Annotated in this window: 32 protein-coding genes and 1 tRNA gene; 23 read left to right on the top strand and 10 right to left on the bottom strand. The window is 68.9% G+C overall.

The genetic code is table 11. The annotated features are described in order from the left end of the window. Positions 1–168: 168 nt before the first annotated feature. The 6 genes from ACXJY8_RS11660 (at position 169) to trhA (ending at position 3,253) form a co-directional block, all read left to right on the top strand. Complete coding sequence (locus ACXJY8_RS11660; protein WP_463769028.1) at positions 169–354, top strand: hypothetical protein; 186 nt, start codon at positions 169–171, stop codon at positions 352–354. Further along, complete coding sequence (locus tag ACXJY8_RS11655) at positions 351–632, top strand: hypothetical protein (RefSeq protein ID WP_463780556.1); 282 nt, start codon at positions 351–353, stop codon at positions 630–632. The genes ACXJY8_RS11660 and ACXJY8_RS11655 overlap by 4 nt, the downstream gene beginning before the upstream one ends. A 112-nt stretch (positions 633–744) precedes the next feature. Continuing rightward, positions 745–897, top strand: a complete 153-nt coding sequence (locus ACXJY8_RS11650) for a hypothetical protein (protein WP_463769026.1) — start codon at positions 745–747, stop codon at positions 895–897. A 16-nt stretch (positions 898–913) separates the two neighbouring features. Next, positions 914–2,080 carry a COX15/CtaA family protein gene (locus ACXJY8_RS11645; protein WP_463780553.1) on the top strand — a complete coding sequence of 389 codons (1,167 nt, stop codon included), beginning with the start codon at positions 914–916 and terminating at the stop codon, positions 2,078–2,080. A gap of 179 nt (positions 2,081–2,259) precedes the next feature. Beyond that, positions 2,260–2,466, top strand: a complete 207-nt coding sequence (locus ACXJY8_RS11640) for a hypothetical protein (protein WP_463769024.1) — start codon at positions 2,260–2,262, stop codon at positions 2,464–2,466. 106 nt (positions 2,467–2,572) lie between these two features. Beyond that, positions 2,573–3,253, top strand: a complete 681-nt coding sequence (trhA, locus tag ACXJY8_RS11635; protein ID WP_463769022.1) for a PAQR family membrane homeostasis protein TrhA — start codon at positions 2,573–2,575, stop codon at positions 3,251–3,253. A gap of 52 nt (positions 3,254–3,305) precedes the next feature. On the opposite strand, the gene ACXJY8_RS11630 is transcribed toward trhA, so the two are convergent. After that, positions 3,306–4,175, bottom strand: a complete 870-nt coding sequence (locus ACXJY8_RS11630; protein WP_463769020.1) for a glycoside hydrolase family 25 protein — start codon at positions 4,173–4,175, stop codon at positions 3,306–3,308. Between the two features lie 215 nt (positions 4,176–4,390). Here ACXJY8_RS11630 and ACXJY8_RS11625 point away from each other — a divergent pair, with 215 nt between their 5' ends. The 4 genes from ACXJY8_RS11625 to ACXJY8_RS11610 all read left to right on the top strand — a co-directional run bounded on the left by ACXJY8_RS11625 (position 4,391) and on the right by ACXJY8_RS11610 (position 6,614). Next, the gene (locus ACXJY8_RS11625; protein ID WP_463780551.1) at positions 4,391–4,822 is read left to right on the top strand and encodes a DUF488 domain-containing protein; all 432 of its coding nucleotides are present in this window, start codon (positions 4,391–4,393) and stop codon (positions 4,820–4,822) included. A gap of 85 nt (positions 4,823–4,907) precedes the next feature. Beyond that, positions 4,908–5,642 (top strand): helix-turn-helix transcriptional regulator, encoded by a 735-nt coding sequence (locus ACXJY8_RS11620; RefSeq protein ID WP_463769018.1) that lies wholly within the window; start codon positions 4,908–4,910, stop codon positions 5,640–5,642. Between the two features lie 127 nt (positions 5,643–5,769). Continuing rightward, positions 5,770–6,393, top strand: a complete 624-nt coding sequence (locus tag ACXJY8_RS11615) for an acyl-homoserine-lactone synthase (protein WP_463769016.1) — start codon at positions 5,770–5,772, stop codon at positions 6,391–6,393. 23 nt (positions 6,394–6,416) lie between these two features. Further along, a complete protein-coding gene (locus ACXJY8_RS11610) occupies positions 6,417–6,614 on the top strand; it encodes a hypothetical protein (RefSeq protein ID WP_463769014.1) in 198 nt (65 codons plus the stop codon). A gap of 4 nt (positions 6,615–6,618) precedes the next feature. Here ACXJY8_RS11610 and ACXJY8_RS11605 read toward each other — a convergent pair whose 3' ends face one another. Beyond that, entirely contained in the window at positions 6,619–7,548 is a 930-nt protein-coding gene (locus ACXJY8_RS11605) for a histone deacetylase family protein (RefSeq protein ID WP_463769012.1), read from the bottom strand. A 477-nt stretch (positions 7,549–8,025) separates the two neighbouring features. Here ACXJY8_RS11605 and ACXJY8_RS11600 point away from each other — a divergent pair, with 477 nt between their 5' ends. The 8 genes from ACXJY8_RS11600 (at position 8,026) to ACXJY8_RS11565 (ending at position 14,737) form a co-directional block, all read left to right on the top strand. Next, positions 8,026–9,111 carry a helix-turn-helix domain-containing protein gene (locus ACXJY8_RS11600; protein ID WP_463769010.1) on the top strand — a complete coding sequence of 362 codons (1,086 nt, stop codon included), beginning with the start codon at positions 8,026–8,028 and terminating at the stop codon, positions 9,109–9,111. Positions 9,112–9,247: 136 nt separating this feature from the next. Then, positions 9,248–9,652, top strand: a complete 405-nt coding sequence (locus ACXJY8_RS11595; RefSeq protein ID WP_463769008.1) for an aspartate 1-decarboxylase — start codon at positions 9,248–9,250, stop codon at positions 9,650–9,652. 242 nt (positions 9,653–9,894) lie between these two features. After that, a complete protein-coding gene (locus ACXJY8_RS11590; protein WP_463769006.1) occupies positions 9,895–10,329 on the top strand; it encodes a hypothetical protein in 435 nt (144 codons plus the stop codon). A 212-nt stretch (positions 10,330–10,541) separates the two neighbouring features. Next, positions 10,542–12,545 carry an acetyl-CoA carboxylase biotin carboxylase subunit gene (locus ACXJY8_RS11585; protein WP_463769004.1) on the top strand — a complete coding sequence of 668 codons (2,004 nt, stop codon included), beginning with the start codon at positions 10,542–10,544 and terminating at the stop codon, positions 12,543–12,545. Between the two features lie 75 nt (positions 12,546–12,620). After that, complete coding sequence (locus tag ACXJY8_RS11580; RefSeq protein ID WP_463769002.1) at positions 12,621–13,052, top strand: gamma-glutamylcyclotransferase family protein; 432 nt, start codon at positions 12,621–12,623, stop codon at positions 13,050–13,052. Positions 13,053–13,220: 168 nt separating this feature from the next. After that, positions 13,221–13,499 carry an acylphosphatase gene (locus ACXJY8_RS11575; protein WP_463769000.1) on the top strand — a complete coding sequence of 93 codons (279 nt, stop codon included), beginning with the start codon at positions 13,221–13,223 and terminating at the stop codon, positions 13,497–13,499. 114 nt (positions 13,500–13,613) lie between these two features. Then, positions 13,614–14,336 carry a DUF599 domain-containing protein gene (locus ACXJY8_RS11570; protein ID WP_463768998.1) on the top strand — a complete coding sequence of 241 codons (723 nt, stop codon included), beginning with the start codon at positions 13,614–13,616 and terminating at the stop codon, positions 14,334–14,336. Between the two features lie 140 nt (positions 14,337–14,476). After that, complete coding sequence (locus ACXJY8_RS11565) at positions 14,477–14,737, top strand: DUF3253 domain-containing protein (protein ID WP_463780549.1); 261 nt, start codon at positions 14,477–14,479, stop codon at positions 14,735–14,737. On the opposite strand, the gene ACXJY8_RS11560 is transcribed toward ACXJY8_RS11565, so the two are convergent. Continuing rightward, positions 14,695–15,528 (bottom strand): YdcF family protein, encoded by an 834-nt coding sequence (locus ACXJY8_RS11560; RefSeq protein WP_463768996.1) that lies wholly within the window; start codon positions 15,526–15,528, stop codon positions 14,695–14,697. The two genes, ACXJY8_RS11565 and ACXJY8_RS11560, sit on opposite strands and share 43 nt — an antisense overlap. 223 nt (positions 15,529–15,751) lie before the next feature. On the opposite strand from ACXJY8_RS11560, the gene ACXJY8_RS11555 reads away from it, so the two are divergent. Beyond that, entirely contained in the window at positions 15,752–16,051 is a 300-nt protein-coding gene (locus ACXJY8_RS11555) for a DUF6894 family protein (protein WP_463768994.1), read from the top strand. A gap of 284 nt (positions 16,052–16,335) precedes the next feature. Here the strand turns inward: ACXJY8_RS11555 and ACXJY8_RS11550 are convergent, their stop codons facing one another. The 3 genes from ACXJY8_RS11550 to ACXJY8_RS11540 all read right to left on the bottom strand — a co-directional run bounded on the left by ACXJY8_RS11550 (position 16,336) and on the right by ACXJY8_RS11540 (position 18,791). Beyond that, positions 16,336–17,769 (bottom strand): mannose-1-phosphate guanylyltransferase/mannose-6-phosphate isomerase, encoded by a 1,434-nt coding sequence (locus ACXJY8_RS11550; protein WP_463768992.1) that lies wholly within the window; start codon positions 17,767–17,769, stop codon positions 16,336–16,338. 229 nt (positions 17,770–17,998) lie between these two features. Next, a complete protein-coding gene (locus ACXJY8_RS11545; RefSeq protein ID WP_463768990.1) occupies positions 17,999–18,286 on the bottom strand; it encodes a hypothetical protein in 288 nt (95 codons plus the stop codon). 229 nt (positions 18,287–18,515) lie between these two features. Further along, positions 18,516–18,791 (bottom strand): hypothetical protein, encoded by a 276-nt coding sequence (locus ACXJY8_RS11540; RefSeq protein ID WP_463768988.1) that lies wholly within the window; start codon positions 18,789–18,791, stop codon positions 18,516–18,518. A 255-nt stretch (positions 18,792–19,046) separates the two neighbouring features. On the opposite strand from ACXJY8_RS11540, the gene ACXJY8_RS11535 reads away from it, so the two are divergent. Beyond that, positions 19,047–20,398 (top strand): IS3 family transposase gene (locus ACXJY8_RS11535; RefSeq protein WP_463773284.1). Its coding sequence is split into 2 segments (ribosomal slippage): positions 19,047–19,383 and positions 19,383–20,398, totalling 1,353 coding nucleotides; the frame shifts between segments, so codons are not numbered across the junction. 308 nt (positions 20,399–20,706) lie between these two features. Here ACXJY8_RS11535 and ACXJY8_RS11530 read toward each other — a convergent pair. Next, positions 20,707–20,832, bottom strand: a complete 126-nt coding sequence (locus ACXJY8_RS11530) for a hypothetical protein (RefSeq protein WP_463780235.1) — start codon at positions 20,830–20,832, stop codon at positions 20,707–20,709. 255 nt (positions 20,833–21,087) lie between these two features. Then, positions 21,088–21,162: transfer RNA gene (locus ACXJY8_RS11525), tRNA-Gln, on the bottom strand. Positions 21,163–21,262: 100 nt separating this feature from the next. On the opposite strand from ACXJY8_RS11525, the gene ACXJY8_RS11520 reads away from it, so the two are divergent. The 3 genes from ACXJY8_RS11520 (at position 21,263) to ACXJY8_RS11510 (ending at position 24,765) form a co-directional block, all read left to right on the top strand. Then, entirely contained in the window at positions 21,263–22,015 is a 753-nt protein-coding gene (locus tag ACXJY8_RS11520; protein WP_463780233.1) for an SDR family oxidoreductase, read from the top strand. A gap of 102 nt (positions 22,016–22,117) precedes the next feature. Then, the gene (locus ACXJY8_RS11515; protein WP_463780230.1) at positions 22,118–23,737 is read left to right on the top strand and encodes a peptide chain release factor 3; all 1,620 of its coding nucleotides are present in this window, start codon (positions 22,118–22,120) and stop codon (positions 23,735–23,737) included. Positions 23,738–23,973: 236 nt separating this feature from the next. After that, complete coding sequence (locus tag ACXJY8_RS11510; protein ID WP_463780227.1) at positions 23,974–24,765, top strand: DUF2189 domain-containing protein; 792 nt, start codon at positions 23,974–23,976, stop codon at positions 24,763–24,765. A gap of 276 nt (positions 24,766–25,041) precedes the next feature. Here ACXJY8_RS11510 and ACXJY8_RS11505 read toward each other — a convergent pair whose 3' ends face one another. Both ACXJY8_RS11505 and ACXJY8_RS11500 read right to left on the bottom strand, forming a co-directional pair. Beyond that, a complete protein-coding gene (locus tag ACXJY8_RS11505) occupies positions 25,042–25,494 on the bottom strand; it encodes a response regulator (RefSeq protein ID WP_463780225.1) in 453 nt (150 codons plus the stop codon). Positions 25,495–25,549: 55 nt separating this feature from the next. Continuing rightward, complete coding sequence (locus ACXJY8_RS11500; protein ID WP_463780222.1) at positions 25,550–26,017, bottom strand: BLUF domain-containing protein; 468 nt, start codon at positions 26,015–26,017, stop codon at positions 25,550–25,552. Between the last annotated feature and the right edge of the window lie 163 nt (positions 26,018–26,180).

The raw sequence follows: 26,180 nt of genomic DNA, 5'->3' as shown, positions 1-26,180 counted from the left end.
GCAGGTCTCAACAGCCTCTCGATCCTCCCAAGCTTACACAGCCTGCATGCCGTGATCGGCGCGCGGGCTGTTTCTTTGTCCTGGACCCGCCGGGGCTTTCCCCCGACGGATCACCGGAAGCGGCGGGTGGAGGGATGAGGCGCCGGACCCGTCCTGGGAGTTGCCCCGATGCGTAGTCTTCTCACCCTCATCATCGTCGGCGCCGTCGCCTTCGTGCTCGTCGCCATGTACGTGGCTCCCGGCCAGCCGGAGCTGCGGACCTGGTACCTGCGCAATGCCTGCGAGCACCTCGACAAGGTCTCCCCGCAGATCTGCGCCCCGGCGCGGAAGGCCGAGAGCGGGGTCCCGACCTGAACGCGATCGACTGGTTCTTCCGTGACCGTCGCACCGGGGCGATCACGATCGGGCAGTGGCCGAACGCGCCGCTCCTGATCTTCATCGCCTGCGCGGCGGTCGGCTGGCTCGACGGGCCCGGCGGCCGGATCGGCCCGACCCTGCGCGTCGTCGGCGGGATCGCCCTGGCCTGGTGGGCCGTCGACGAGGTGGTGCGCGGCGTCAATCCCTGGCGCCGATGCCTCGGCGCCGGCGTCCTCGCCTTCCTCGCCTGGAAGCTCGTCCTCACCCTCCGGTGAAGGCGGACCGGTCCGTGCAGCGTGCGTTCGCGCCTTGCACAACCCAACGCGTGACCTATCATCCGTCGTGCGCGCGGCATCGATGCACGCGGGCTCGGGAGGATTCGGACGCATGACGTTCTTCATCGGGATCGCGGGGCCCTGGATCGTCATCGCCGTACTCGAGATGCTCGCGCTCGCCCGGCAGCGGGAACTCGATGCCGACGGCCTTGCGCCGGGCGGTGCGTCGCCGCTGAGCGTTGCCCACAGCGCCTACCTCGCTTAACCCGCATCCATCCGTGATGCGCCGAGCGGCGCCCGGACGGGATGCGAGGAAGACCGTGGTGCGATCAGGCGATCAGGCGACCGGCGTGAAACCCGGACAGCGGGGCGTGCGGATCTGGCTCTACCTGCTGGCCGCCCTCGTCGTCGGGATGGTCGCCGTCGGCGGCGCCACGCGCCTGACCGGCTCCGGACTCTCGATCACCGAGTGGCGTCCCGTCACGGGCGCGGTCCCGCCGCTCTCGGCCGAGGCCTGGGCCGCCGAGTTCGACAAGTACCGCGACACGCCCCAGTACCGTATCCTGAACCAGGGCATGGGGCTGTCGGACTTCAAGGTCCTGTATGCCTGGGAATGGGGCCACCGCCTGCTCGGGCGCGTCGTCGGGCTGGTGTTCTTCCTGCCCCTGCTCTGGTTCTGGTGGCGCGGCGCCCTGACCCGCCGCCTTGGCCTCGGCCTGCTCGGCCTCGGTATCCTCGGCGGACTCCAGGGGGCGATCGGCTGGATCATGGTCGCCTCGGGCCTGCAGCCCGGCATGACCGCCGTGGCCCCGCTCAAGCTCGCCCTGCATCTCACCACCGCCAGCCTGATCCTGGCCGGGCTGGTCTGGCTCGCCGCCGGCCTGCGCGCGCCGGACGCGGCCGCCGAGGCAGACCCGCCGCGCCTGCGCCGGACGGCCGTCGCGATCATGGCCCTCGTGGTCGTCCAGATCTTCCTCGGCGGTCTCGTCGCCGGGTCGAAGGCCGGCCTTCTCTACAACACTTGGCCGACCATGGACGGGCACCTGGTGCCGCCGGCGGCGGAGCTCTTCGCCGGAACACCCTGGATCGAGAACTTCGTCGACAACCTCGCCCTGGTGCAGTTCAACCACCGCCTGACCGCCTACCTGCTCCTCGCCGTCGCGCTGGTCCATGCCCTCGACGCCCGCCGGACGCGGCCGGGTTCGGGCACGGCCCGCCGCGCGACCGGCATCGCCGGCCTCGTGGTCGCCCAGGCCGCCCTCGGCATCACCACCCTGCTGCTCGCGGTCCCGCTCTGGGCGGCACTCTCGCACCAGGTCTTCGCCATGGCGGTGCTCACCATGGCGACGGTGCATGCCCGCCGCGCCGGACAGGCCGCCGTCCCGGCAGCGCTCGGACGCCCCTCGACCCCGTTCGGCTACGAAGCCCTCTCCGGACGGACGGCCTGAGGGACGGGCCGCCCGAGGGACGGGACTGCCCCGTCCCGGCATGTGCGCCTCCCCACATCGCGACCGCACCGCAGCGAACCACCCGCGTCCCCGCACGTTCGACCCCCGTCCCGAAAAGGCCCCGGCCGTTGAGGCCCGCTTTTTCCGACGCCCTTGAACTGCGAGAGGACGACCCCTGCATGCAGGATACCCAGACCCGGCGCACGCCCGCTTCCGAGCCGACCCTCCCCGAGACCCGGCCGGCCCCCGCCGCCGGTTCGAACCGGCCCCCTGCGACGCGCCGTCACGGCAGACATGCCTGGCTGGCCCTCGGCCTGACGGGACTGCTCGGTGCCGTCTGGGCCGTCGCCATCGCGAGTCGCTACCCCAACATCCTTCCGGGCTAGATCTCACCCGAAGAGATTCCTGTTGATGGCTCCAACTCCGTAGTTGTCGCGGGGAACGCGGCAACAGGTTGAAGCGTAGCTTCTCCAGAAATACCGGAGGTCGGCGATGCTATTAGCGGACGACGGACGCCCAACGGGAGTGACCTGGAACTACACCCGGAAAGAAATCCTGGCGGATGGCGCCGTGCACGTCGTGGGCGTCGCCCTCGGCGTCGCCGGAGCCATCGCCATCGTGGTGATCGCCGCCCTCTCGCCGCTCTCGCTCCTGGAGCGCGCCGGGGTCACGATCTACGCCGCCGGCCTCGTCTCGATGCTCGGCGTCTCGGCCACCTACAACATGTGGCCGGTCTCCCGGCGCAAGTGGCTGCTGCGCCGCGCGGACCACGCCCTGATCTACCTGATGATCGCCGGGACCTACACGCCCCTCGTGGCCCTGGTGGGCGACGGGTTGCCGGCCTGGAGCCTGCTCGGCACGGTCTGGCTGGTGGCCGCGATCGGCATCGCCCTGAAGCTGCTCCTGCCCGGCCGCTACGACCGCGCCTCGATCGGGCTCTACCTCACCCTCGGCTGGAGCGGCGTCGTCGCCTACGACGCGGTGATCGGCCGGCTCGGCGCCGATGCCCTCTGGATGCTCGCCGCGGGCGGCGTGCTGTACTCCCTCGGGGTGATCTTCCACGTCTGGCGCAGCCTGCCGTACCAGAACGCGATCTGGCACGCCTTCGTGCTGGCCGCCACGGCCTGCCATTACGGGACCGTGATGGCGACCGTGATGGGCGCCGGAGCCTGAGGGTTCCCGCGAGCCCGGCGCCGCAGCGCCGGGTCTACCTTACTTGCCGGGCCTACTTGCCGGTGCAGAGGCCGCGATCGGCGAGGGTGCGGTGCTCGCGCGGGTCGCAATCCGTCGAGAGGAACGAGGCCCACTCGGCGGGGGTGCCGTAGAATGCGTTGCGGTCGACGTCGCCGCGCACGCCGGGCACCCGCCCGGTCGAGGTGAACTGCCACAGCATCCACTTGCGCTTGACGTAGCGCTGCTCCGGCTCGGCGGCCGTGGAGCGGACCCAGTGCGGGTAGTCGGGAAGCTCGTCCTCGAGCACGTCCTTGTGGAAGGTGATGTCGGTGTAGATGATCGGGCGCTTGCCGGTGTAGCGCTCCATCTCGTCGAGCATGTAGCGGATCATCGACAGGGCCTGGGCCTTGGGCAGTTTCTTCGGGCAGAGCTGCGAATGGCCGTTCCACTCCACGTCGAGGACGGGGGGGAGGGCGGTCGGATCGTTGGGGACGTTCTTCTTGAACCAGGCCATCTGGTCCTGGGCCGAGCGGCACCAGAATACGAAGTGGTAGGCGCCCCGCGGCACCCCGGCCTGGGCCGCGCCGTCCCAGTTCGCCCGGAAGCGCTCGTCCACGTGGTCGCCGCCCTCGGTCGCCTTGATGAAGGCGAACTGGGTGCCGGCCGCGCGCACCGACATCCAGTCGATGGGGCCCTGCCACTTGGAGATGTCGATGCCCTGGACCGGGTGCTGCTTGGCCCGGGCCACGCCGGGATGGGGCTTGGCATCGCCCTTGGTGGGGTAGAAATCCGTGGTGCCCGAGCAGGCGGCCAGGGCCGACAGCACGGCGATGGCCGCACCGCGCCGCAATCCGGTGCGCAGGGCCGTCAGGCTCGCACGCTGAATTCGACGTGCCGGGGCAGTCCCGTTCCTCAGCCGCATCGTCGCCCGACCCACCAGAAGTGACACGTTACCAATGGCTAAGGGATGGCCCGGCCGCGGTTAACAGACCTTTGACGCCAATGCGGCGGAATTCGGGAAGCCGTGTCGCGCGAGCCACATAGGGGCCGGGCATCCACGCTGGCCCCCATGGGCTCCACCCCCTAAGTGCAGGCCGTGCCTGCGAGTTCGAGCCACGGGAGGGCGTCGTGAAGGTTCTGTTCACCATCGGGTACGAAGGGCTCGATCCCGAGCGCCTGATCGCCGCCCTGCGGGACGCACAGGTGGGGACCCTGGCGGATGTCCGCGCCGTGGCGAATTCCCGCAAGCGCGGTTTTTCGAAGAACGCCCTGCGCACCAGCCTGGAGGAGGCCGGCATCGGCTACGCCCATGCCCGCGCCCTCGGCACGCCCAAGGCCGGCCGTCAGGCCGCCCGCGCCGACGATGCCGCGCTGATGCGGCGGATCTACTGCGAGGAGGTGCTCGACACCGCCGATGGCGGGCTCGCCCTCGACGAACTCTCCGCCCTGGCGGGCCGCAGCCCGATCTGCCTGCTGTGCTTCGAGCGGGAGCCGGAGCGCTGCCACCGCCGGGTGCTGGCCGAGCGGCTGGAGGCGCGCGGCTTCACCACCGTCGACCTGTTCGGCTGAGGCGCCGCGACTCGGCCGTCATCGCGTTGACAATCTAGAGTTATCCGGCATTCACTCCGGCGGGGGCGACGATGCCGGAAGAGCCATGACGCGCAGGGCGCTGGATCAGACGCTGGGCTTCCTGCGGTCGCTCGACCGCACCGGGAACACGGAGGAGGTCGGCCGCCTCCTGGTCTCGGAATTCGCCGCCCACGGGGTGGCGCACGCCATGGCCGGCACGGTCCCGCGCAAGGGGACGCCGGCCCGGCAGCAGAACGGGCACGTCCTCGTCAACACCTTCCCGGAGGAATGGGGCCGGCGCTACCTCGCCCGCGGCTACGCCTTCCACGATCCCACCGTGCGGCACCTTTCCGACAGCACCGTGCCCTTCGCCTGGAGCGACCTCGCCGGGCGCCTCGGCGACGATCCCGCCGCCCGGCGCGTCATGGACGAGGCGGGCGAGTTCCGCCTGCGCGACGGGATCACGGTGCCGCTGATGACCCTCGACGGCGACGTGGCGGGGTTCAGCCTCTCCGGCGAGCACATGGCGATCAGCCCGGCGGACCGCCCGATGATCCACCTCATCGCCACCTACGCCTTCGGGCACCTCCTGCGGCTGCGCGGCTCGGACGGCGCCGCGCGGGCCGCCCGGCTCGCGCCGCGCGAGCGCGAGGCCCTGCAATGGGCGGCGGAGGGCAAGACCGACTGGGAGATCGGCGAGGTGATGGGCATCTCGACCCACGGGGTCGATTTCCACCTGCGCTCGGCCCGGACCAAGCTCGGCACCACCAACCGGACCCAGGCGGTCGCGGTCGCCCTGCGGCGCGGGCTGATCAGCTGACGCCGCGCCCGTCGGAGGGCGCGCACGCCTCCGCCTCGGCACGCCGCCACGCCTGACCCTACGGATTCCCGTAGGTTTGTGACGGTCACGATCATGACAGAACCGGCCTCGAACCGGAGGTTTTGACATGATCCAGATCGTGACACCTGCGAACGAATACTGTTTTCGCGAAGAAATGGAACAAGCCTGGCGCCTGCGCCACGCAGTCTTCGTCGAGGAGAAGCGCTGGCTCGACCTCGCCCGGCCGGACGGGCGCGAGATCGACCAGTTCGACACGCCCCACGCGGTGCATTTCCTCGCCCTCGAGGCGGGCCGCGTCATCGGCTACAGCCGGCTCCTGCCCACCACCCGGCCGCACCTGCTCTCCGACGTGCTGCCCCAGCTCTGCGAGGGCGCGCAGCCCCGCGGCCACGACACCTGGGAATGGACCCGGCAGGCCGTCGCCCGGTCCCATCGCGGCCGCGGCAAGGCGGTGAACCCGGTCTCCCTCGCCCTGCTCTCGGGCATCGTCGAGTGGGGGCTGGCCAACGGCGTGCGCCGGCTCGTGCTGCAGATGCCGACCCTCTACCTGCTGCACGTGGTGCAGCTCCACTTCCGGGCCCAGCCGCTGGGCCTGCCGCAATCGATCGGCGGCGAGGACATCATCGCGGCGACCGCCGGCTTCGATGAACGGACCCTCGCGCGCCTGCGCGCCCTCACGGGCCGCACCGAGAGCGTCCTCTTCCCGACCTACCCCTACCTCGCCGCCTGACGCGCCCCTCGAAGGAACCCACCATGGCCACCGCGATCCCGTCGCCGAACGGCGAAGCCCTCGACGTCCTCGCCGCCCATTGCATCGCGGCCCGCGCCGTCATCGAGAATGCCGGGACGCCGGTGATGCGCCGGCTGATCGACCTGCTGCTGTTCGAGATCGCCGTCGCGATGGCGGACCCCGCCGACGATCCCTCCGTCGCCCTCGAGCCCGTGGCCTGAGCGCTCAGCGCCCCATCAGGGCATCCACGTGGGCGGCCACCGAGAGGCCGAGCCCCTTCAGGCTGTAGCCGCCCTCCAGCACCGAGACGACGCGCCCGCCGGCATGGCGGTCCGCCAACGCCATCAGGCGGCGCGTCGCCCAGCCGAAATCGGCCTCCGTGAGGTCGACGTGGCCGAGGGGGTCGAGGTGGTGGGCATCGAAGCCCGCCGAGATGATGACGAGGTCGGGGGCGAAGGCGTCGAGACGGCGCAGGATTCCGGCCTCGAAGACCTCACGGAAGGTCTCCCCGTCGTCGCCCGCCCGCAGCGGCACGTTGACGATGGTGTCGTGGTTGCCCCGCTCCGAGACCGCGCCCGTGCCGGGGAAGAGCGGCATCTCGTGGGTGGAGGCGTACATCACCGTGCCGTCGTCCCAGAAGATGTCCTGGGTGCCGTTGCCGTGATGGACGTCCCAGTCGACGATCGCGACCCGGCTCGCCCCGTGCGCCACCCGGGCGTGGCGCGCCGCGATGGCGGCGTTGTTGAACACGCAGAACCCCATCGCGGTCATGCGCTCGGCATGGTGGCCCGGGGGCCGCATGGCCACGAAGGCGTTGGCGCACTCGCCCTTCATCACCGCGTCGACCGCGTGCACGGCGCCGCCGACCCCGCGCAGGGCCGCCTCGATGGTCCCGGGCGAGAGCAGGGTGTCGCCGTCGATCTGGACGTATCCCTCGGTCGGGGCGGCCTCGATGATCGCCTGCACGTAGGGCACCGGATGCACCAGGGTCGGCACCGAGGCCTCGGCCTTCGGGGCCTGGCCCCGCACCAGCCCGGCGAAGCGCTCGTCCTCCAGGGCCCGCTCCACCGCCCGGATGCGGTCGGCCCGCTCCGGATGCCCCTCGGGCATGGCGTGGTCGAGGGCGGACGGATGGCTCACGTACAGCGTCGTCACGGTGGTCCCTCCGCGGGCAGCCGACCCGCCGCGGCCACGCGACGGCAAGGATGCCGATGAATCGCGTCTGGCGCGCGATCGCCCTGTTGGGATGCGCGCTCGGTCCCGCTTACGCAAGACCCCGCTTTCACAAGACTCCGCCTGTGCTTGACCCCGCCCGCGCAGGACCCGCCGAGCCCGGTTTTCGGCGGGCTCGCGCGTCGGGGACGGGACCGGGCGGGCCGGGAACGGCGCGCCCCCCGGGGCCGGCTCGCAGGCCCCCGCCGCGCGGCGGCGGTGCCCGGACGCACTCACGAAGACGTGGCGTGTCCGCGACCCTGGCGTGTGCCAAGCCCAGGGGAGGCAGGTCCGCGTGAGCCAGTCCAGGCGTTGCAGGTCCGGGCATTGCAGGTCCGGGCATTACAGGACCGAGACTGGCGAATGCCGGACCCGGCGTTCCCGGCCCCGCCGGCAGCCGCAGGGCGCCCGAGGATGACGATGCAGGCAGTATCACCGGAGCGCCAGTCGTCCGCCCCGGCGCGGCGGTCCCGTCTCCTGGACGATCCCGGCCCGGTCAGGGTCGAGTCCGGCGGGGCCGTCCTGCCCCGGACCGCGCCGGATGATTTCGGAGCCTATCACGATCTCTACGCGGTGGGCTCGACGGTCACGCGGATCGGTGACCGGTTCGAGGCGGCCGTCCGGGGCCGCCGCACCGCAGGCCTGCTGCTGTTCGACCGGCAGATCGCCGGGGCCGTGCACCAGCGCGAAGTCCCGCGCGTCCAACGCGACGACCTCGAACACGTCAACGTGCAGGTGCTGCGCTCGGGCCGGATGCTGGCGGGCGCGCCCGGCCACGAGCGGCTGCTCGCCGCCGGGGACGCGGTCCTCTTCGATACGACGCAGCCGCAGCGCACGGTCCTGTACGATGCCGACTACGTCACCGTCTCGCTGCCGCGCGACGTCGTCGAGGCGACGGTGCCGGACCTGCGCGGCCTGCACGGGCGCGTCCTGCGTCGCGAGGCCTTCCCGGCCCTGGCCGAGGCGGTGCTGTCGCTGGCGCGGGGCATGGCGGACTCGGCCGATGCCGGCCAGGGCGGGAGCCGCCTGATCGCTGGCCTCCTGCGCCACGCCGCCGGCCCGCCGGCGTGGGAGGACGGGGACGCCGACGATGCCGAGGCGGCCCGGCGGCTGCGGGCGCTGCTCTTCATCGACGCCCATCTGGGCCGGCGGGACCTCGACGTGCAGGCGGTCGCCGCCGGCTCCGGGATGTCCCGCAGTTCGCTCTACCGCGCCTTCGCGCCGGTGGGCGGGGTCGGCCGGGAGATTGTCCGGCGCCGGGTCGCACGGCTTCGTGCGGGCATCCTGCGCCACGGCGGCGACGTCCGCATCTTGGCCCTGGTCTGGGATCTCGGATTCGCCACGCCGAGCCACGGCTCGCGGGCCTTCAAGGCGGCCTACGGGTTGGCCCCGGGACAATTCCGCGAGGAGATCCGCCTCCCGCCCGGCCAGATCGTCGGCGAACGCGCCGCCGACCACCTGCGCGACTGGATCGCGAGCCTGAGCCGCCCGCGCCCGCTCGCCTGAGCGCTGCGAACGGCGCCCGCGCCCGCGGGCTGCGCCTTCCGGTGGGCTACGACGCGCATCGGTTGCACCGGAGGGATCTGGCGTCACCCCCGGGCGCCGGTTAACAACGCGGCCGCACCAGGAGAGAGCCAGAGCGATGCAGAGTTTCGTCCGCGCCAAGTTGCACGGCCTCAGGGTGACGGGTGCCGACCTGAACTATCACGGCTCGATCACCCTCGACGCGGAGTTCTGCCGCGAGGTCGGTCTCGATCCGCTCGAATTCGTCGAGATCTGGAACAAGATGTCGGGCGCCCGGATCAGCACCTACGTCCTCTACGGGCCGGCAGGCTCGCGCTGCTGCATCCTCAACGGCGCCGCCGCCCGCACCTGCCAAGTCGGCGACGAGGTCATCATCGCCTCCGCGACCTACGGCACCGTCGACGACGTGATCGCGCAGAAGCCGCGGGTGCTCATCTTCGGCGAGGGCAACACCGTGAGCGACCGCGTGACCTACGACGTCTTCCGCGACGACGAGGGACGCCTGGACATGCGGATCGTCTGACCCGGGAGGTTCGGCCGCGCATCCGGGGTCGCGCCCGGGACCTCGCCCGAGGCCGACGCCCGGAGCGCGGTCCGCCCGGCCCTGTTGCCGTCATCTTTTCGAAAGGCTCATTCGTGAGCAGGCTTTAACCTGAACAGTGATTCAGATTTGCCCGTTAACCGCCTGAACGATGCCGTCCTGCATAGTCGAACCATCGACAGGGACACAGACCGGCCAAGATAAAGCCGGGGAGGCATCAAGACATGATCAACCTTTCGCTTCAGGTTTTCTGTAACCGTATCGTCGCCGCCGACCGCATCACCGCCGAGGATGTCCTGGCCCTGACGCGCGAGGTCCTCCCGGACGGCTTCGTCTGCCGCGACGAGGCCGACATGCTGATCGCCCTCGAGCGCATCGTCACCAGTGCCGATCCGGCCTTCGGCGAGTACCTCGTCGCGTCCGTGGTGGATTTCGCGGTCTGGGGCGAGCGTCCCACCGGCTACATCGACGGCGGCGTCGCCTCCTGGCTCGTCGGCTCCCTGCGCGCCGGCAGCGGCCCGACCCGCCTCGCCGCCCGCATCGCCCGCGAGGTCGTGCGCGAGGCCCAGGCCAGCGACGAAACCCTCATCGCCTTCGCCCTGGCGGCCAACCGCGCCACCGCCGCGCACGACCGGTCCCGGGAGCTGCTGGCCGCCTGAAGGCCCGCGCACCCCGGTCGTCGGCCCGATATTTCGAATTCAAAATGAGATGGTGCGATGCACCGTCAGAATGTCGGCGGCGCACCCGCATAAACCGGCCGCCGCCCCGGTTCGATCAGCTTCCCGAAGCCGCATAACTGCTTTAACGGGAACGAGCTTGGGCGTTTGTTGAGACGCCGCATGTTCCCTGACGGACCAGAGTGCGCGGAAAGATGTTCGACAAGATCCTGATCGCGAACCGTGGCGAAATCGCCTGTCGCATCATCAAGACCGCCCGCCGCATGGGCATCAAGACCGTGGCGGTCTATTCGGATGCCGACCGCGATGCCGTGCACGTCGCCATGGCCGACGAGGCGGTGCATATCGGTCCGGCCCCGGCCGCGCAGTCCTACCTGCTGATCGACAAGATCATCGACGCCTGCAAGCGGACCGGCGCCCAGGCCGTGCATCCGGGCTACGGCTTCCTGTCCGAGCGCGAATCCTTCCCGCGCGCCCTGGAGGCCGCCGGCATCGTCTTCATCGGTCCGAACCCCGGTGCCATCGCGGCGATGGGCGACAAGATCGAATCGAAGAAGGCGGCCTCGGCCGCCAAGGTCTCGACCGTGCCGGGCTTCCTCGGCGTGATCGAGAGCCCCGAGCACGCCGTCACCATCGCGGACGAGATCGGCTACCCGGTGATGATCAAGGCCTCCGCCGGCGGCGGCGGCAAGGGCATGCGCATCGCCCACTCGTCCGGCGAGGTGGCGGAGGGCTTCGCCCGCGCCAAGTCCGAGGCCGCCTCGTCCTTCGGTGACGACCGCGTCTTCGTGGAGAAGTTCATCACCGATCCGCGCCACATCGAGATCCAGGTGATCGGCGACAAGCACGGCAACGTGATCTACCTGGGCGAGCGCGAGTGCTCGATCCAGCGCCGCAACCAGAAGGTCATCGAGGAGGCGCCGTCACCGCTCCTCGACGAGGCCACCCGCCGGAAGATGGGCGAGCAGGCCGTGGCCCTGGCGAAGGCCGTGAACTACGATTCCGCCGGCACCGTCGAGTTCGTGGCCGGCCAGGACAAGTCCTTCTACTTCCTCGAGATGAACACCCGCCTGCAGGTGGAGCATCCGGTCACCGAGATGATCACCGGCCTCGACCTCGTCGAGCTGATGATCCGGGTCGCGGCCGGGGAAGCCCTGCCGCTGGCCCAGGCGGACGTGAAGCTCGACGGCTGGGCCGTCGAGAGCCGCGTCTACGCCGAGGACCCGACCCGCAACTTCCTGCCCTCGATCGGGCGCCTCACCACCTACCGGCCGCCGGCCGAGGGCCGGTTCGGCGGCGCCATCGTGCGCAACGACACCGGCGTGGAGGAGGGCGGCGAGATCGCGATCCACTACGATCCGATGATCGCCAAGCTCGTCACCTGGGCCCCGACCCGGGCCGAGGCCATCGAATCGCAGGGCGAGGCACTGGACGCCTTCGCCATCGACGGCATCCGCCACAACATCCCGTTCCTCTCGGCGCTGATGGCCCATCCGCGCTGGCGCTCGGGCAACATCTCCACCGGCTTCATCGCGGAGGAATTCCCGGACGGATTCGTCGCCCCCGAGCCGAAGGGCGAGATCGCCCAGCGCATGGCGGCGGCCGCCGCCGCCATCGACCACAAGCTGAACCAGCGCAAGCGCGGCATCTCCGGCCAGATGCGCGATCCGGCCCTGCTGCATTTCGAGCGCGACCGCGTCGTGGTGCTGGCGGGCGAATCCTATCCGGTCACCGTCGACGCCGTCGGCGGCACCCTGATCGTCACCGGTGCCGACGGTGCCACCTGGCCGGTCTCCTCCGACTGGCGCCCCGGCGAGCCGGTCTGGCAGGGCGAGATCGGCGGCACCCGCGTCGCCATGCAGGTCCGCGGCCTCCTCAACGGCGTCGCCCTCCAGCACGCCGGCGCCGCGGCCGAGGCCCGGGTCTACACCCAGCGCGAGGCGGCCTTGGCCGCGCTGATGCCGGTCAAGGAGGATGCCGGCTCGGGCAAGCAGGTGCTCTGCCCGATGCCCGGCCTCGTCAAGGCGATCCTGGTCAAGGAAGGCCAGGAGGTGAAGAACGGCGAGCCCCTGGCCATCGTCGAGGCGATGAAGATGGAGAACGTGCTCCGCGCCGAGCGCGACGCCACCGTCGCCAAGATCGCCGCCAAGGAAGGCGACAGCCTCGCGGTCGACGCGGTCATCCTCGAATTCGCTTGACGCCTCGCCGACCTCGCGGGCGCCCTCTCCCCGAGGGGGAGGGCGCCCGCGAGTCGCGAGTCCAGGGACGGGTCGATGCCCCTCTACTTCGCCTATGGCGCGAACATGGATGCCGGCGCGATGGCCGCGCGCTGCCCGCGCTCGACCCTGATCGGACAGGGCCGGCTTAACCGGCACCGTTTCATCATCATGCGCGAGGGTTACGCCTCCGTGGTGCGTGACCCACGCGCGACCGTGTTTGGTATACTGTGGGATTTGGCGCTCGGGGACGTGCCCGCCCTCGACCGCTACGAGGGCGTCGCCTCGGGCCTCTACGTCAAGGCGATGCAGCCGGTCTCGGTGCCGGGCGGCTCGAAGCGGGCGCTGATCTATCTCGGCGGCACCAGCGCCACCGGCGCCCCGCGCCCCGGCTACCTCGAATCCGTGCTGGCCGCCGCCGCCGCCGCGCAGTTGCCGGCGGCGTATCGCGCCGAATTGCAGGGCTGGCAGCGCGGGCGTGCCGGCTGACGCAAGCTTTCGACGCGTCCGCCGCTCGTCCCTGACCCGCGCGCAACCGTCGAGCACCCGGCAAATCGGCCATCGGATACTGGTCGGACATCTCCGTCTGCGCGCCGGCGTGGTATCTCGTCTTCCGAACGACAGCCCCTCTCCGATCCGACCGAGGACAAGACTGCGATGCCCGAGATCAGAACCGTCGCAGTGATCATCAGCGGCCGCGTCCAGGGCGTCGGCTACCGGATCTGGACGCGGGGCGAGGCAGGCCGCCAGGGCCTCGCCGGCCATGTCCGCAACCGGCCGGACGGCACCGTCGAGGCCCTGTTCTCCGGCCCTCCCGACGCCGTGGAGCGGATGCTGGAGGCCTGTCGGCAGGGGCCGCCCGGGGCCCGCGTCACCGACCTCGCCGTGACCGAAGGCGCGGCGCCACCCCCGGAGACGGGCTTCGCGATCCGCTGACGGGCGGTCCGCCCTGACAGGCTTCCGGTCCCGCACCGGCTGGACAGGGCCTCGCCATCCGCGCTAGCGCCCGGGCGGGACGCCCGGCGATCGGCCGTCCAGAGACCGGACGCGATGCTGACCGTCGACTTTTCCTATCTCGACCTCGCTGCCCTCTGCTACTTCGTGGCGGCCTGGGCCGGCTACGGCATCGCGGTGGCGCGGATGCGCGGGCGCCGCACCAGCCTGAGCCAGATCATGAACGCCCAGCGCTCGGAATGGACCCGCCAGCTGATCGGACGCGACAACCGCGTCGTCGACACCACGATCAACGCCTCGCTCCAGAACGGCACCGCGTTCTTCGCCTCGACCTCCCTCATCGCCCTCGGCGGCGTGCTCACCCTGTCGCGCTCGGGCGACGACGTCCTGACCCTGTTCGGCGCGCTCCCCTTCGGAGCCGTCGCCACGCGGGCGACCTGGGAGATCAAGGTTGCGGGCCTGGCGATCGTCTTCGTCTACGCCTTCTTCAAGTTCTCCTGGGCCTACAGGCTGTTCAATTACGGCGCGATCCTCCTCGGCGCCGTGCCACCCAAGGGATCGGACGCCACGCCGGAGCAGATGCTCCGTGCAGCGCGCAAGGCCGCCGCGATGAACATCGCCGCCGGCAGCCACTTTGCCCGCGGGCAGCGGGCTTTCTTCTTCGCCCTGGCCTATCTGGGCTGGTTCGTGAGCCCCTGGCTGCTCATGGCGACGACGACCGCGGTGGTGCTGGTGATGTGGCGCCGGCAATTCGCCTCGCAAATCCGTGCGGCCCTGCTGGCGGAAGACGACGGGACAGGGCAGGGATGGAAACCATGACGATTCCCAAGAAGCCCACCCGCCAGCGCACCTCGTCCCCGAAGGTTCCGGTACCCAAAACGCCGGCTCCCGCGCCGGCGCCGAAGGCCGCCGCGAAGCCGGGCGGCCGGCCCGAGGGCAAGGGTCCCTCCGAGGCGCTCATCGCCGAGACGATCCTGCGCCTCGTGGCGGAGCGCGGCGTCGGCAAGACCGTCTGCCCATCGGAGGTGGCCCGGGAACTCGGCGGGCCGCAGCCGGACGGTTGGAGCCCACTGATGCAGCCGATCCGCCGGATCGCGGTGCGAATGACCAAGGCGGGCGACGTCGCGATCCTGCGCAAGGGCAAGCCCGTGGAAGACCCAGACGATTTTCGCGGCATCTACCGGCTGGGCGCGGCCGCCACGGCGCCGGACGACGCTTGAGGCGCCGGCAGGAGGGCATCGGTGTAGCCGACGAGCCGGTAGGCCACGAGGCCGAACCACTCCTTGGCGATGACATCGAGAAGCGAGAGCCCCTCCGACGCGAAACCGTTGATCCGCCACACGTCGTTCCAGCCGCCCGTGCGGTAGTCGACCGGATAGGCCGTCACCGCGAAACCCGCCTGCCGGAAGCACCCGACGGCCCGTGGCATGTGCCAGGCCGACGTAACGAGGAGCCAACGCTCACCCGGCTGGGGCTTCACCATCGCGGCGGTGAAGAGAGCGTTCTCTCGGGTATTGCGCGAGCGGTCCTCCAGGATCAATCGGGTCCGCGGTAGGCCCATCGTGTCGGCGTAGCGCCCGACGATTTCCGATTCCGACGCCTTGCTGCTGGAGATGCTGCCGCTGCCGCCGGTGAAGACGAGGCGACTCTGAGGATAGCGCCGGGCGAGATCCGCCATTGCCACCTGCCGCTCGGCCGCATCGTTGAGGAGGAGCTGTCCGCGATCCGCCGAGAGCCGGGTCTCGATCGCTCCCCCGAGGACGATGATCCCGGTCACCGGCTGCCCGTCCTCGACGAAAGCCGGAAAGCGATCCTCGAGGGGTAGGGCCGCGAGGACGGATAGCGGCGACAGGCCTGCCACGAAGAGCAGGAGGCCCCCCGCTCCGCCAATCCACAGACCCGTCCGGAGCCAGCCGCCCGCCGCGAGGCCGATTCCCAGCAGCACCAAGAGGACGAAGGCGTTCGTCGGCGTGACCAGGAAATAGAGCAGCTTCGAAAGCGGGAAGAACATGCGCGGGCGACCGGGAGGGTTGGTGGGTGAGGCGTGATACCGCAATGCCCGCGGCCTTGTCTCTCGTCGCCCCGGATGGTCCCCATCGAGAGCCGGGGCGGTCGAAGGACCGCGACACCGTCATCCGCTTGCGCCGGCCTCAGAGGTGACAAATCTATCCGGGAGAAGACCTAAGCATGGACCACCGATTGCACTCGGTCCGCGAACAGCCTAGGTTAACGACATGGAGTGGGATAAATTCCCACGGGTATCATCGTCAATGCCACGCTATTTCATCGACCTCCACGACGGAGCGAATTTCGTCAAGGACAAGGTCGGATTCGAACTGTCCGACGAGGACGCGGTGCGAACCAAGCTCGTTCGGATCATGGCCAAGATCGCGCAGGAATTCAGCGTCGATGCCGAGCGACAGGATTATCTGGCGATCGTGCGGGGCGAGGGGTCCCAGGTCCTCTATCGCGCTCACCTCTCGCTCGATATCGAGCGGGTCACCGGTGCGGTCGAAGTGATCCCTGAGGACTGACATCCCCTCGAAATATAGGTCTTGCGGATGGTCCCTGAGCAAGCTCGGGACGCCACTTCGCGCTTCGGGATTTGGCGGGAATGCCGTTCCTGAATCAGCTTGGGTGCCATGGAACGGCGTCCGACGCGCCGCACCGATCGGTCACCTGAGTGACCGCACATTGGCCCGTAGATCGCAAGCTTCCCAAAACGGTGTGGGGATGGGGTTCCGAACGCCATCCCCACACCGGATAGCTTCTTTTCCATCCGCCTTCGGGGCAAGGCCGATCAGGATCTGCGACGTGGTCAACGTCCGTAGATATCCTCGACGCGGATGATGTCGTCCTCGCCGGTGTAGGAGCCCACCTGCACCTCGATCAGCTCCAGGGGGATCTTGCCTGGGTTGGTCAGGCGGTGCATCGAGCCGATCGGCAGGTAGATCGCCTCGTTCTCGTGCACCAGCACCACCGACTCGTTGAGCGTCACCTCGGCCGTGCCCTTGACGACCACCCAGTGCTCGGCCCGGTGGAAATGCTTCTGCAGCGACAGCCGCCCGCCCGGCGTCACCATGATCCGCTTGACCTGGAAGCGCTCGCCGATGTCGATGCGTTGGTACCAGCCCCAGGGCCTGTACATCCGCCGATGCGCGTCCGCCTCCGGGTGCGCCTTCTCGCGCAGGCGCGTGACCAAGTCCTTGACCTGACCGGAACGGGCCTTCGAGGTCACCAACACCGCGTCGGGCGTGGTCACCACGACCACGTCGTCGAGGCCCACCACCGTCGTCAGGTGCTCGCCCTCGCTGTGGATCAGGCTGCCGCGGGTGTCGATCGTCTCGACCCGGCCCCGGACCGCGTTGCCGTCGGCATCGTGCCCGAGCACCTCCCAGACCGCGTCCCAGGTGCCGACATCCGACCAGGGGAACGAGACGGGGCGCACGCCCGCATGCCGGGTCCGCTCCATCACGGCATAATCGATCGAGGTCTTGGGCGCCCGGCCGAAGGCGGCCGCGTCGAGGCGCACGAAGTCGAGGTCGATCACGGCCGCATCCAGCGCGGCGCGGGTGGCGGCCAGGATCTCGGGGGCATGGGCGTCGAGTTCGGCCAGCATCACGTCGGCGCGGAACAGGAAGTAGCCCGAGTTCCACAGGGCCCCCTCGTCGATCAGCCGCAGGGCGCCGTCGCGGTCGGGCTTCTCGACGAAGCGCTCGACCGCATGGTTGCCCTCGCCCCCTGCCAGGGGAGAGCCGACGCGGATGTAGCCGTAGCCGGTGGCGGGCGCCGTCGGGGTGATCCCGAGGGTCATGATCGCCCCGGCCCGCGCGCCGGCGGCGGCCGCTTTGGCAGCAGCCACGAAGGCGAGGGTATCGCCGATGACGTGATCGGCGGCCATGATCAGCACGACGCTCTCGGGATCGCGACGCGCGGCGTGCAGGGTGGCGACCGCGACCGCTGCGGCCGAGTCGCGCCGCTCGGGCTCGAGGATGATGTCGGCCTGGATGCCGGCGTGCTGCAGCTGCTCGGCGACGATGAAGCGCGCATCGCTGCTGGTGAGCACGGTGGGGCGGGAGAACACGCTGGTATCGCCCAGCCGCTTGGCGGTCGCCTGGAAGGTCGAAGTGTCGGGATCGACGAGCGGCGTGAACTGCTTGGGCATGCTCTCGCGCGAGGCCGGCCACAGCCGCGTGCCCGAGCCACCACAGAGAATGATCGGATGGATCAGGGCACCGGCAGGCTCAGACATTCGATGGATCGCCTCGTGAAATGCTGGACGCATCGGGCCGACCTGCCCGCCGCAGACCGCAGTGCAACAATTTGGTGATCTACCAGTTCGGCTCCGCTCACGCTACCTCGCGCGGATCGATCGAGACCACCGGAGATTGAGCGCCCTCGATTTCCACCCGACTCGTCTATCGGGGTCGAAACTCAGAATAGCCGGCGGATGCCCAACCGCAATCTCTGTCCGCGTTCCGTCAGCGCCGGGTCTTGGGCGTCTTGCGCGTCGTCGGCTGCGGACGTCCGATCGGGATGCGTGGTGTCTGAGCCGCCAAAGCGGCGCGGGCGATCTCCTGAGGCCGAGGCGCGCCGCTGGCGATCCGCTTCAGGGCTTCGGCCATTTCCTCGATCATCTGAGCCGATTCGCCCTCGAGGGTCTCCTCTGCCCGGATACCGTTGAGTTCAGGCGCGATCTCCTCGGCGGCCTCGCGCAGTTCATCGATCAGTTCGGCTGGAGACCAGCGGGGATAGGACGTTTGCGGCATGGCCCATCATGCCAGGACGCCAGGGGCGCGACAACGCCCCGAACAATTCCGGCCTCGGCATCGCGGGGCGAAAATCACGATCGATGCCAATTCCTGCGGGGTGGCGGAGACAACCATCCACCGCGCTCGATGCCATTTGCGCGATCCGACAGCCCGCGAAGAACTTCATGGTCCGAGCGGTGAGTGAGAAGACTCAGCCGACCGCTCGATGAGGTCGCGCGGGCGCAAGCTAGCGGCCGCCGGGGCCACCATTGGCGCTGCCGTTGGGGAAGGCCTGCTCCGGCCGGCTCGCATTGCCGCCGGCGGCCGAATTCGTGGTCACCGTGTCGGCTCCTGTCGCGCCATAGGAAATGACCACGTCACGGCTGTTCCCGGTGGTGTTCGGCTGATTCTGGATGATCACGCCGCGGCGGCCATCCGGACCCAGGAATCCCTGCGCCGAGACGGGGAACGACATCAGCATCGCGAGCACGCCTGCGCTCGCCACGGACACGCGAATCTTCATAGGAAATCCTGACGTAAGGCTTTGACGCATAAACCTTTAGCACCAGATGCTTGTTCCTGTGGCGAAGACGCGCCCTTTCGCTGAATCAGCGTCAGCAACTGAACCGCTCCGGGTTTCCCGGAGGCTCCAACTCTTGAGAGGATGGAGCGATGACGAAGCGAACCCCACCGTGTCCGACGTCAGCACCTATGGGACAGATTGAGGGTCTTCACGAACGGAGGATGGCTGGTTCATCGTAGCCCCTGAGGAGCGAAGATGAAGCAGACATCCGGACCGGCCAAGAAGCCGGCAGAAGCGGTGATCAAGGACATCCGTCGGGCCACACGTCGGCAGTTCTCGTCCGAGGAGAAGATCCGTGTGGTGCTGGAAGGCTTGCGGGGCGAGGACAGCATCGCCGAGTTATGCCGACGTGAGGGGATCGCCGCCTCGATGTACTACGGCTGGTCCAAGGAGTTCCTGGAGGCTGGCAAGAAGCGCCTGTCCGGCGACACGTCTCGTGCGGCCACTACGGATGAGGTGCGGGACCTCCGTCGCGAGACGGGGGCGCTGAAGGAGGTCGTAGCTGATCTCGTCCTGGAGAACCGTCTGCTCAAAAAAAGCATGAGCGGGGCTGGGGGCGACGAGGCATGAGGTACCCGGCCCCCGAGAAGCTGGAGATCATCCGGCTCGTCGAGCAATCCCACCTGCCGGTGCGCGCTACCCTGGACAAGCTCGGCATCACCCGCTCGACGTTCTACCGCTGGTACGACGCCTACCAGCGCGGCGGCCCCGAGGCGTTGAATGACCATCCTTCGCAGCCAAGCCGGGTCTGGAACCGCCTACCTGCGGAGATCCGCGAGCAGATCGTTGCTCTGGCCTTGGAGCAGCCTGAACTCAGCCCGCGTGAACTGGCGGTACGCTTCACCGACGAGCGGCGCTACTTCGTCTCGGAAGCGACCGTCTACCGGCTGCTCAAGTCTCAGGACCTGATCACCAGCCCGGCCTATATCGTCATCAAGGCCGCCGACGAGTTCCGCGATAAGACCACCGCGCCCAACCAGCTTTGGCAGACGGACTTCACCTACCTGAAGGTCGTTGGCTGGGGCTGGTACTACCTGTCGACGGTCCTGGACGACTTCTCACGCTACATCGTCGCCTGGAAGCTGTGCACGACGATGCAGGCCAGCGACGTCACCGCCACGCTCGACCTGGCGCTGGGTGCGGCTGGGCTCGATCAGGCGCGGGTGATGCCGCGGCCACGCCTGCTCTCCGACAATGGGCCGAGCTACGTCGCCAGCGACCTAGCTGACTGGCTCGGCATTCGGGCCATGACCCACATCCGCGGCGCGCCATGCCATCCTCAAACGCAGGGCAAGATCGAGCGTTGGCACCAGACGCTCAAGAACCGCATCCTGCTTGAACACGCCTACTTGCCCGGCGAGCTGGAGACGCAGGTTGCCAACTTCGTCGAACACTACAACCATGCCCGAGCCCATGAGAGCCTGAGCAACCTCACGCCCGCCGACGTCTACTTCGGACGCGGTGAAGGGATCCTGGCCGAGCGGGAACGCATCAAGCGCCAGACCTTCATGGATCGCCGCTTGCGCCACCACGCGCACGCTGCCTAACCTCTCACCCCAGATGGACCAGAGCCTCCGCTCCTGAACACCGCTGAATGTCCCAAATCATCTGACGACGGACAGGAATGGCGATGCGTCCTTCGAGTTCTATTTCAAGGTCACGGTCTGACCGGAGCCGCGACCGGGCTCAACCTCTTCTTGCTCAGCTCCGCCGGCACCCGCCGCGCGGAATCTTTACGCTTCAGCCGCCAGCGATGCTCGTGCCGGACCCGCGGCTGGCCCGCACCTCCAGCCACATCGCCCAAGCCGCCTTCACCCAGTCCGCTGCGGCCTGTTTCGTCGCCTCGTGGCTCCGTTCAGGGCGCACCCGACAGCACCGGGCGCCGCCTCTCGATGCCGTTGGCCGTCCAGAACCATGCCGGACCAGCAGTGATCAGGATCTCGTAGATCCAGTCGACCGGAACGCCCTCATCCGTCGCCACATAGGCGCGGCGAGCATCCCCGCGAACCGGGCCATGGCCGGGCCCAGGTGATCGTCACGGCTTCTCCGGCCGGGCCAGCAAGATCGCGGTGCGCACGCAGCGCGCCAGGGCTGCGAGCCTATGGCGGGAGGGTCACCAGCACCGCTTCGTGCGCCTCAGTCGACTGAGCCGATTCTTGTACGTCTCAACAACGCAGTTTGTTCTGGTGTGGCCGAGAAGTCCGCGTAGCCATCCCCCTGAAACACAAGGAAAGTTTGGCTGGGGCGCCAGGATTCGAACCTGGGAATGGCGGTACCAAAAACCGCTGCCTTACCACTTGGCGACGCCCCATCGCGCTCGGCGGAGGTGTGTCTAGACGCAGTGCCGGGTGCTGGCAACAGGGGGAAGGGGCGCTTATGGCTCTCACGGGTCCGGCGGGAGGAATCGGGATATGGGCGGGCGGATCGCGGTGGTGACGGGGGCGGGGTCGGGGATCGGGCGCGGGGTCGCCCTGGCGCTCGCCGGGGTGGGCTATGACCTCGCTTTGGCGGGGCGGCGCCTCGCGCCCCTGGAGGCGGTGGCGGGGCTGGCCCGGGAAGCAGGCGTCGCTGCGGACGCTGTGGAGACCGACGTAGCGAATGCGGACTCGGTGGCACGGCTGTTCGCCCGGGTCGCCGAGCGGTTCGGGCGGCTCGACCTCCTGTTCAACAACGCGGGCGTGTTCACGCCTGCGGCGGCGATCGACGCGGTCGCCCTCGACGACTGGCGGCGCTCGGTCGACGTGAACCTCACCGGCGCGTTCCTGTGCACGCAAGGCGCCTTCCGGATGATGAAGGCGCAGGATCCGCGGGGCGGGCGCATCATCAACAACGGCTCCATCGCCGCGCAGGCGCCGCGGCCGCACTCGGCGCCCTATGCCGCCACCAAGCACGCCATCACCGGCCTGACCAAGGCGACCTCCCTGGACGGACGCCCCTACGACATCGCCTGCGGACAGATCGACGTCGGGAACGCCGAGACCGAGATGACGGCGGGGATCGCCAAGGGTGCTCTGCAAGCGGATGGCAGCATCCGCCCCGAACCCGTAATGGATGTACGGCACGTGGCCGACGCGGTGGTCTACATGGCGAGCCTACCGCTCTCGGCCAACGTCCAGTTCCTCACCGTGGTCGCCACCACCATGCCCTATCTCGGACGCGGCTAAGTTTTGCGCATCGCGTCCGAAACGCCTACAGAACAGCCCTTCGTCGCTCACCCGTCGCGAATGCAGTGCCGCCCAGCGCGGACCCGGAAATTTTTGCCCGCCATGCTGATGCAGTCTGAGATCAAGCCTCCGGAGGCCAAGGCCGACCCCGTCGCCCGCCGCCGCACCTTCGCGATCATCTCGCACCCGGATGCCGGCAAGACCACGCTGACCGAGAAGCTGCTGCTGTTCGGCGGTGCGATCCAGCTCGCCGGCGAGGTCAAGGCCAAGCGCAACCGTGTCTCGACCCGCTCCGACTGGATGGGCATCGAGAAGGAGCGCGGCATCTCCGTCGTCACCTCGGTGATGACCTTCGAGTACGGCGACTGCGTCTTCAACCTCCTCGACACCCCCGGCCACGAGGACTTCTCCGAGGACACCTACCGCACCCTGACGGCGGTCGATTCGGCGGTCATGGTCATTGACGCGGCCAAGGGCATCGAGGCGCGGACCCGCAAGCTGTTCGAAGTCTGCCGCCTGCGCGACATCCCCATCGTGACCTTCATCAACAAGCTGGACCGCGAGGCGCGCGACCCCTTCGAGCTCCTCGACGAGATCGAGAAGGTGCTGGCCCTCGACGTGGCGCCGGTGACCTGGCCGATCGGGCGCGGCCGGAGCTTCGCCGGCACCTACGACCTCGGCAACGGCCGGGTGCGCCGCCTGGATGCGGCCGACGATGCCGGCACCGTGGCGGTGACGGGCGTGGACGACCCACTCTTCGACCAGCTGCTCACCGAGGACGGCGAGGCGGCGACCTGGCGCGAAGAGGCGGAACTCGCCGAGACCGGGCTTAAGCGCTTCGACCTCGCGGCGTTCCGGGAAGGGCACCTCACGCCGGTGTTCTTCGGCTCGGCCCTGCGCAATTTCGGCGTGCGCGACCTCATCGACGGGCTCGCCCGCTTCGCGCCGCCGCCGCGCGGCCAGGATGCCGACAAGCGCCTCGTGGAACCGACCGAGCCGAAGATGACCGGCTTCGTCTTCAAGATCCAGGCGAACATGGACCCGAATCACCGGGACCGCATCGCCTTCATGCGGGTCTGCTCCGGGCGGCTGAACCGGGGCATGAAGGCCAAGCTGGTGCGCACAGGCAAGCCGATGTCGCTCTCGGCACCGCAATTCTTCTTCGCCCAGGACCGGGCCATCGCGGACGAGGCCTTCGCGGGCGATGTCGTGGGCATCCCCAATCACGGCACCCTGCGCATCGGCGACACCCTGACGGAGGGCGAGGAGATCGTGTTCCGCGGCGTGCCGAGCTTCGCGCCGGAGATCCTGCGCCGGATCAAGCTCACCGACGCGATGAAGGCCAAGAAGCTGAAGGAGGCCCTGCAGCAGATGGGCGAGGAGGGCGTCGTGCAGGTCTTCCGGCCGCATGACGGCTCCCAGGCCATCGTCGGCGTTGTCGGCGCCCTTCAGCTCGACGTGCTTAAGGAGCGCCTGCAGGCCGAGTACGGCCTGCCGATCGACTACGAGCCGACCCGGTTCTCGATCTGCCGTTGGATCACCGCCGAGAAGGAAACGGAGCTCGACAAGTTCATCGGCAGCCACGGCTCGGCCATGGCGAGCGACCTCGACGGCGCCCCGGTCTTCATGGCGACCACGGCGTTCTCCCTGCGCTATGAGGAGGAGCGGGCGCCGGAGGTCCGCTTCAGCGACATCAAGGACTATCAGAAACGGGCGGCCTGATCCCGGCCCTCTGATGTCAAACTTTCGTGTCGCACAAGACAGTCTCTGAAAATATCTGGCGGCCACGCCGCATGGCTGAAGACAGGATCATCGAAAGGGATTAGCGTCGAGACCATTCGCTCTCGGCGCCATCACGCACGAGCATGCGCGGCAAGCTTTGCCGGAACGGCCGAGACTTGTCGGAACGGGCTTGGACGTCGACGTCGTGAGCTTCCCCCCGCGTGAGGGCTTGCGCCATGACGACCCTTCCCGTCCAACATTTCGGCCACAGCATGGCCCGCCCGGTGGTGAACGCCATCGACGGGCACGATCTCTCCACGGCCTTGCGCCGCGGCGTCGACGACTTCCTGGCGATGCCGACCCATGCCCTGTTCATCGGGCTGATCTACCCGCTCATCGGCATCGTGCTCGCGACCGTCGCCTTCGGCACCGAGGTCCTGCCGCTGGTCTTCCCGCTGGCGGCGGGCTTCGCCCTGATCGGCCCCTTCGCGGCGATCGGCCTCTACGAGCTGAGCCGGCGCCGCGAGCAGGGCCTGTCCACCGACTGGGCCTACGCCTTCGCCAACCTGACCCGGCCGGCAGCAGGCGCGCTCGCCGGGCTCGGGCTGGTGCTGGCGGTGGTTTTCGCCTGCTGGCTCGTGGCGGCGCAGGGGATCTACTGGGCGCTCTACGGAACGAGCGTGCCGGAGTCGATCTTCGCCTTCGCCGAGGATGTCCTGACGACGCCGCGCGGCTGGGCCCTGATCGTCATCGGAAATCTCGTCGGCTTCGCGTTTTCCCTCGTGGTGCTCGCGATCAGCGTGGTCTCGGTGCCGATGCTGGTGGACCGGGACGTCGACATGCTGACCGCGATCGAGACGTCGCTGGCCGCCTTCCGGCGCAATCCGCGAACCCTGACGGCCTGGGGCTTCGTCGTCGCCGGCCTGCTGATTCTCGGTTCCCTGCCGCTCTTCGTCGGACTCGCGGTGGTGATGCCGATTCTCGGCCACGCGACCTGGCATCTCTACAGGCGGATCATCCCCGCCTGACGAGATACCGGTCCGGAGCGGGATCCCTGGTCCGGCGTGAGCTGCGCCCGGGCGAGTGCCTCGTACCGGCCCGCCGTGCCCCGATTCAGATTCTCTCCTCCACCACCACTGAAGCACGGCGACCACGCCGGTCGGAGCGGGATTTCGGCGGCATCGCTACTGACGGCGGTGGCGACGAACGACCTCACGGGCGGGGGCAGGTGCCTGCGCGATGGCCTGCATGGCTCCGGAGGCTTATCGCCGGTCTGGCGACCGTTCGCCGGGAGAGGAGGCGGTTCAGAACTTGCCCAGCATCGGGAAGTCGATGCTCAGGGTCGATTCGGTAGCGAGCGGTGCCTCGCGGCGGCGCGGCTTGCGATTGATGACCTGCTTCAGTTTGGCCTTCAGCACCGACATGTCGAAGGGCTTCAAGATGAAGGCGTCGGCGCCGGCCTGGTGGGCGAGATTGATGTCCTCGAAATCGAACGATGCCTCGGTCAGCAGGAAGGGGGTGTTCATGAGGGCATCGTCCGCACGGATCTCGCGCAGGAACGAGAGGCCGTCCATCGGCTCCATGTCGAGGTCCGAGATCACGAGCGAATAGCGCCTCTGACGCAGCCGTTCGAGGGCCGTGACCGCGTCGGTCACACCCTCGACATCGGGAAAGCCGAGCCGGTTCATCAGCAGGATGACCAGCTTCAGCAACTTCTCCTGGTCATCGACGATGAGGATCGCGGGCGTATCGCTCATGGATTTTCACGCGTTCGAGGACGGGGCGACGACGGCGCGCCACGCAACAGCAGGATCAGACAAAGAGATGGTCGATGCCCTGTTTCGTCATCGATTCCGCCTGGAGTGTCGCCGCGAGAGCGTGGATCGCCATGCCCTTGGGGGTTCCGCGCTGGAACATCGGGAGCAGGTTCGCCTTCTGGAAGGTCGCGTCGTTGAGCGGGCTCCGGATTCCCGTGGTGAAGGAATTCACGAACTCGCGCTTCACGATCTCGCGCCACTCGACGATCTGCACGTCGCGATGCCGCGAATCGTTGCTGATGCGCGCGAAGGTCTCGCTGACCGAAGCGCGCTCACCCTCGATGACCTGCGCGGCGAAGTTCTGCTCGATGACCAGGAAGCTGGTGATCACCGAGAATTCGTTCTTCTTCTGCGCCTGTCGCGTGATCTCGCCAATTTGCCGGGTGCGCGTGGGCGCATCCGCCGCGAGGGTCAATCGCGAAAAGTAGATCAGATGGACGAGGGTCGACCGTTTGGCTCTCATGATCGCGATCCAACACCTTGATACGGGGACCATAGGCGGAACGACGATAACGCTACGTAAACGACCATGCCCGCGCGGACCGACCCGGCAAAAGCTGCCGGTTTTCGACGGAAGCGGCGCTTCCTGCCGGGCGCGCGATCCAGAAGATCGTTCATTTGCAAAG

This window comes from Methylobacterium sp. TK31, assembly GCF_055361545.1.
Note: the sequence above shows the minus strand (reverse complement) of the source record. Positions and strands in the feature narration are given on the sequence as shown.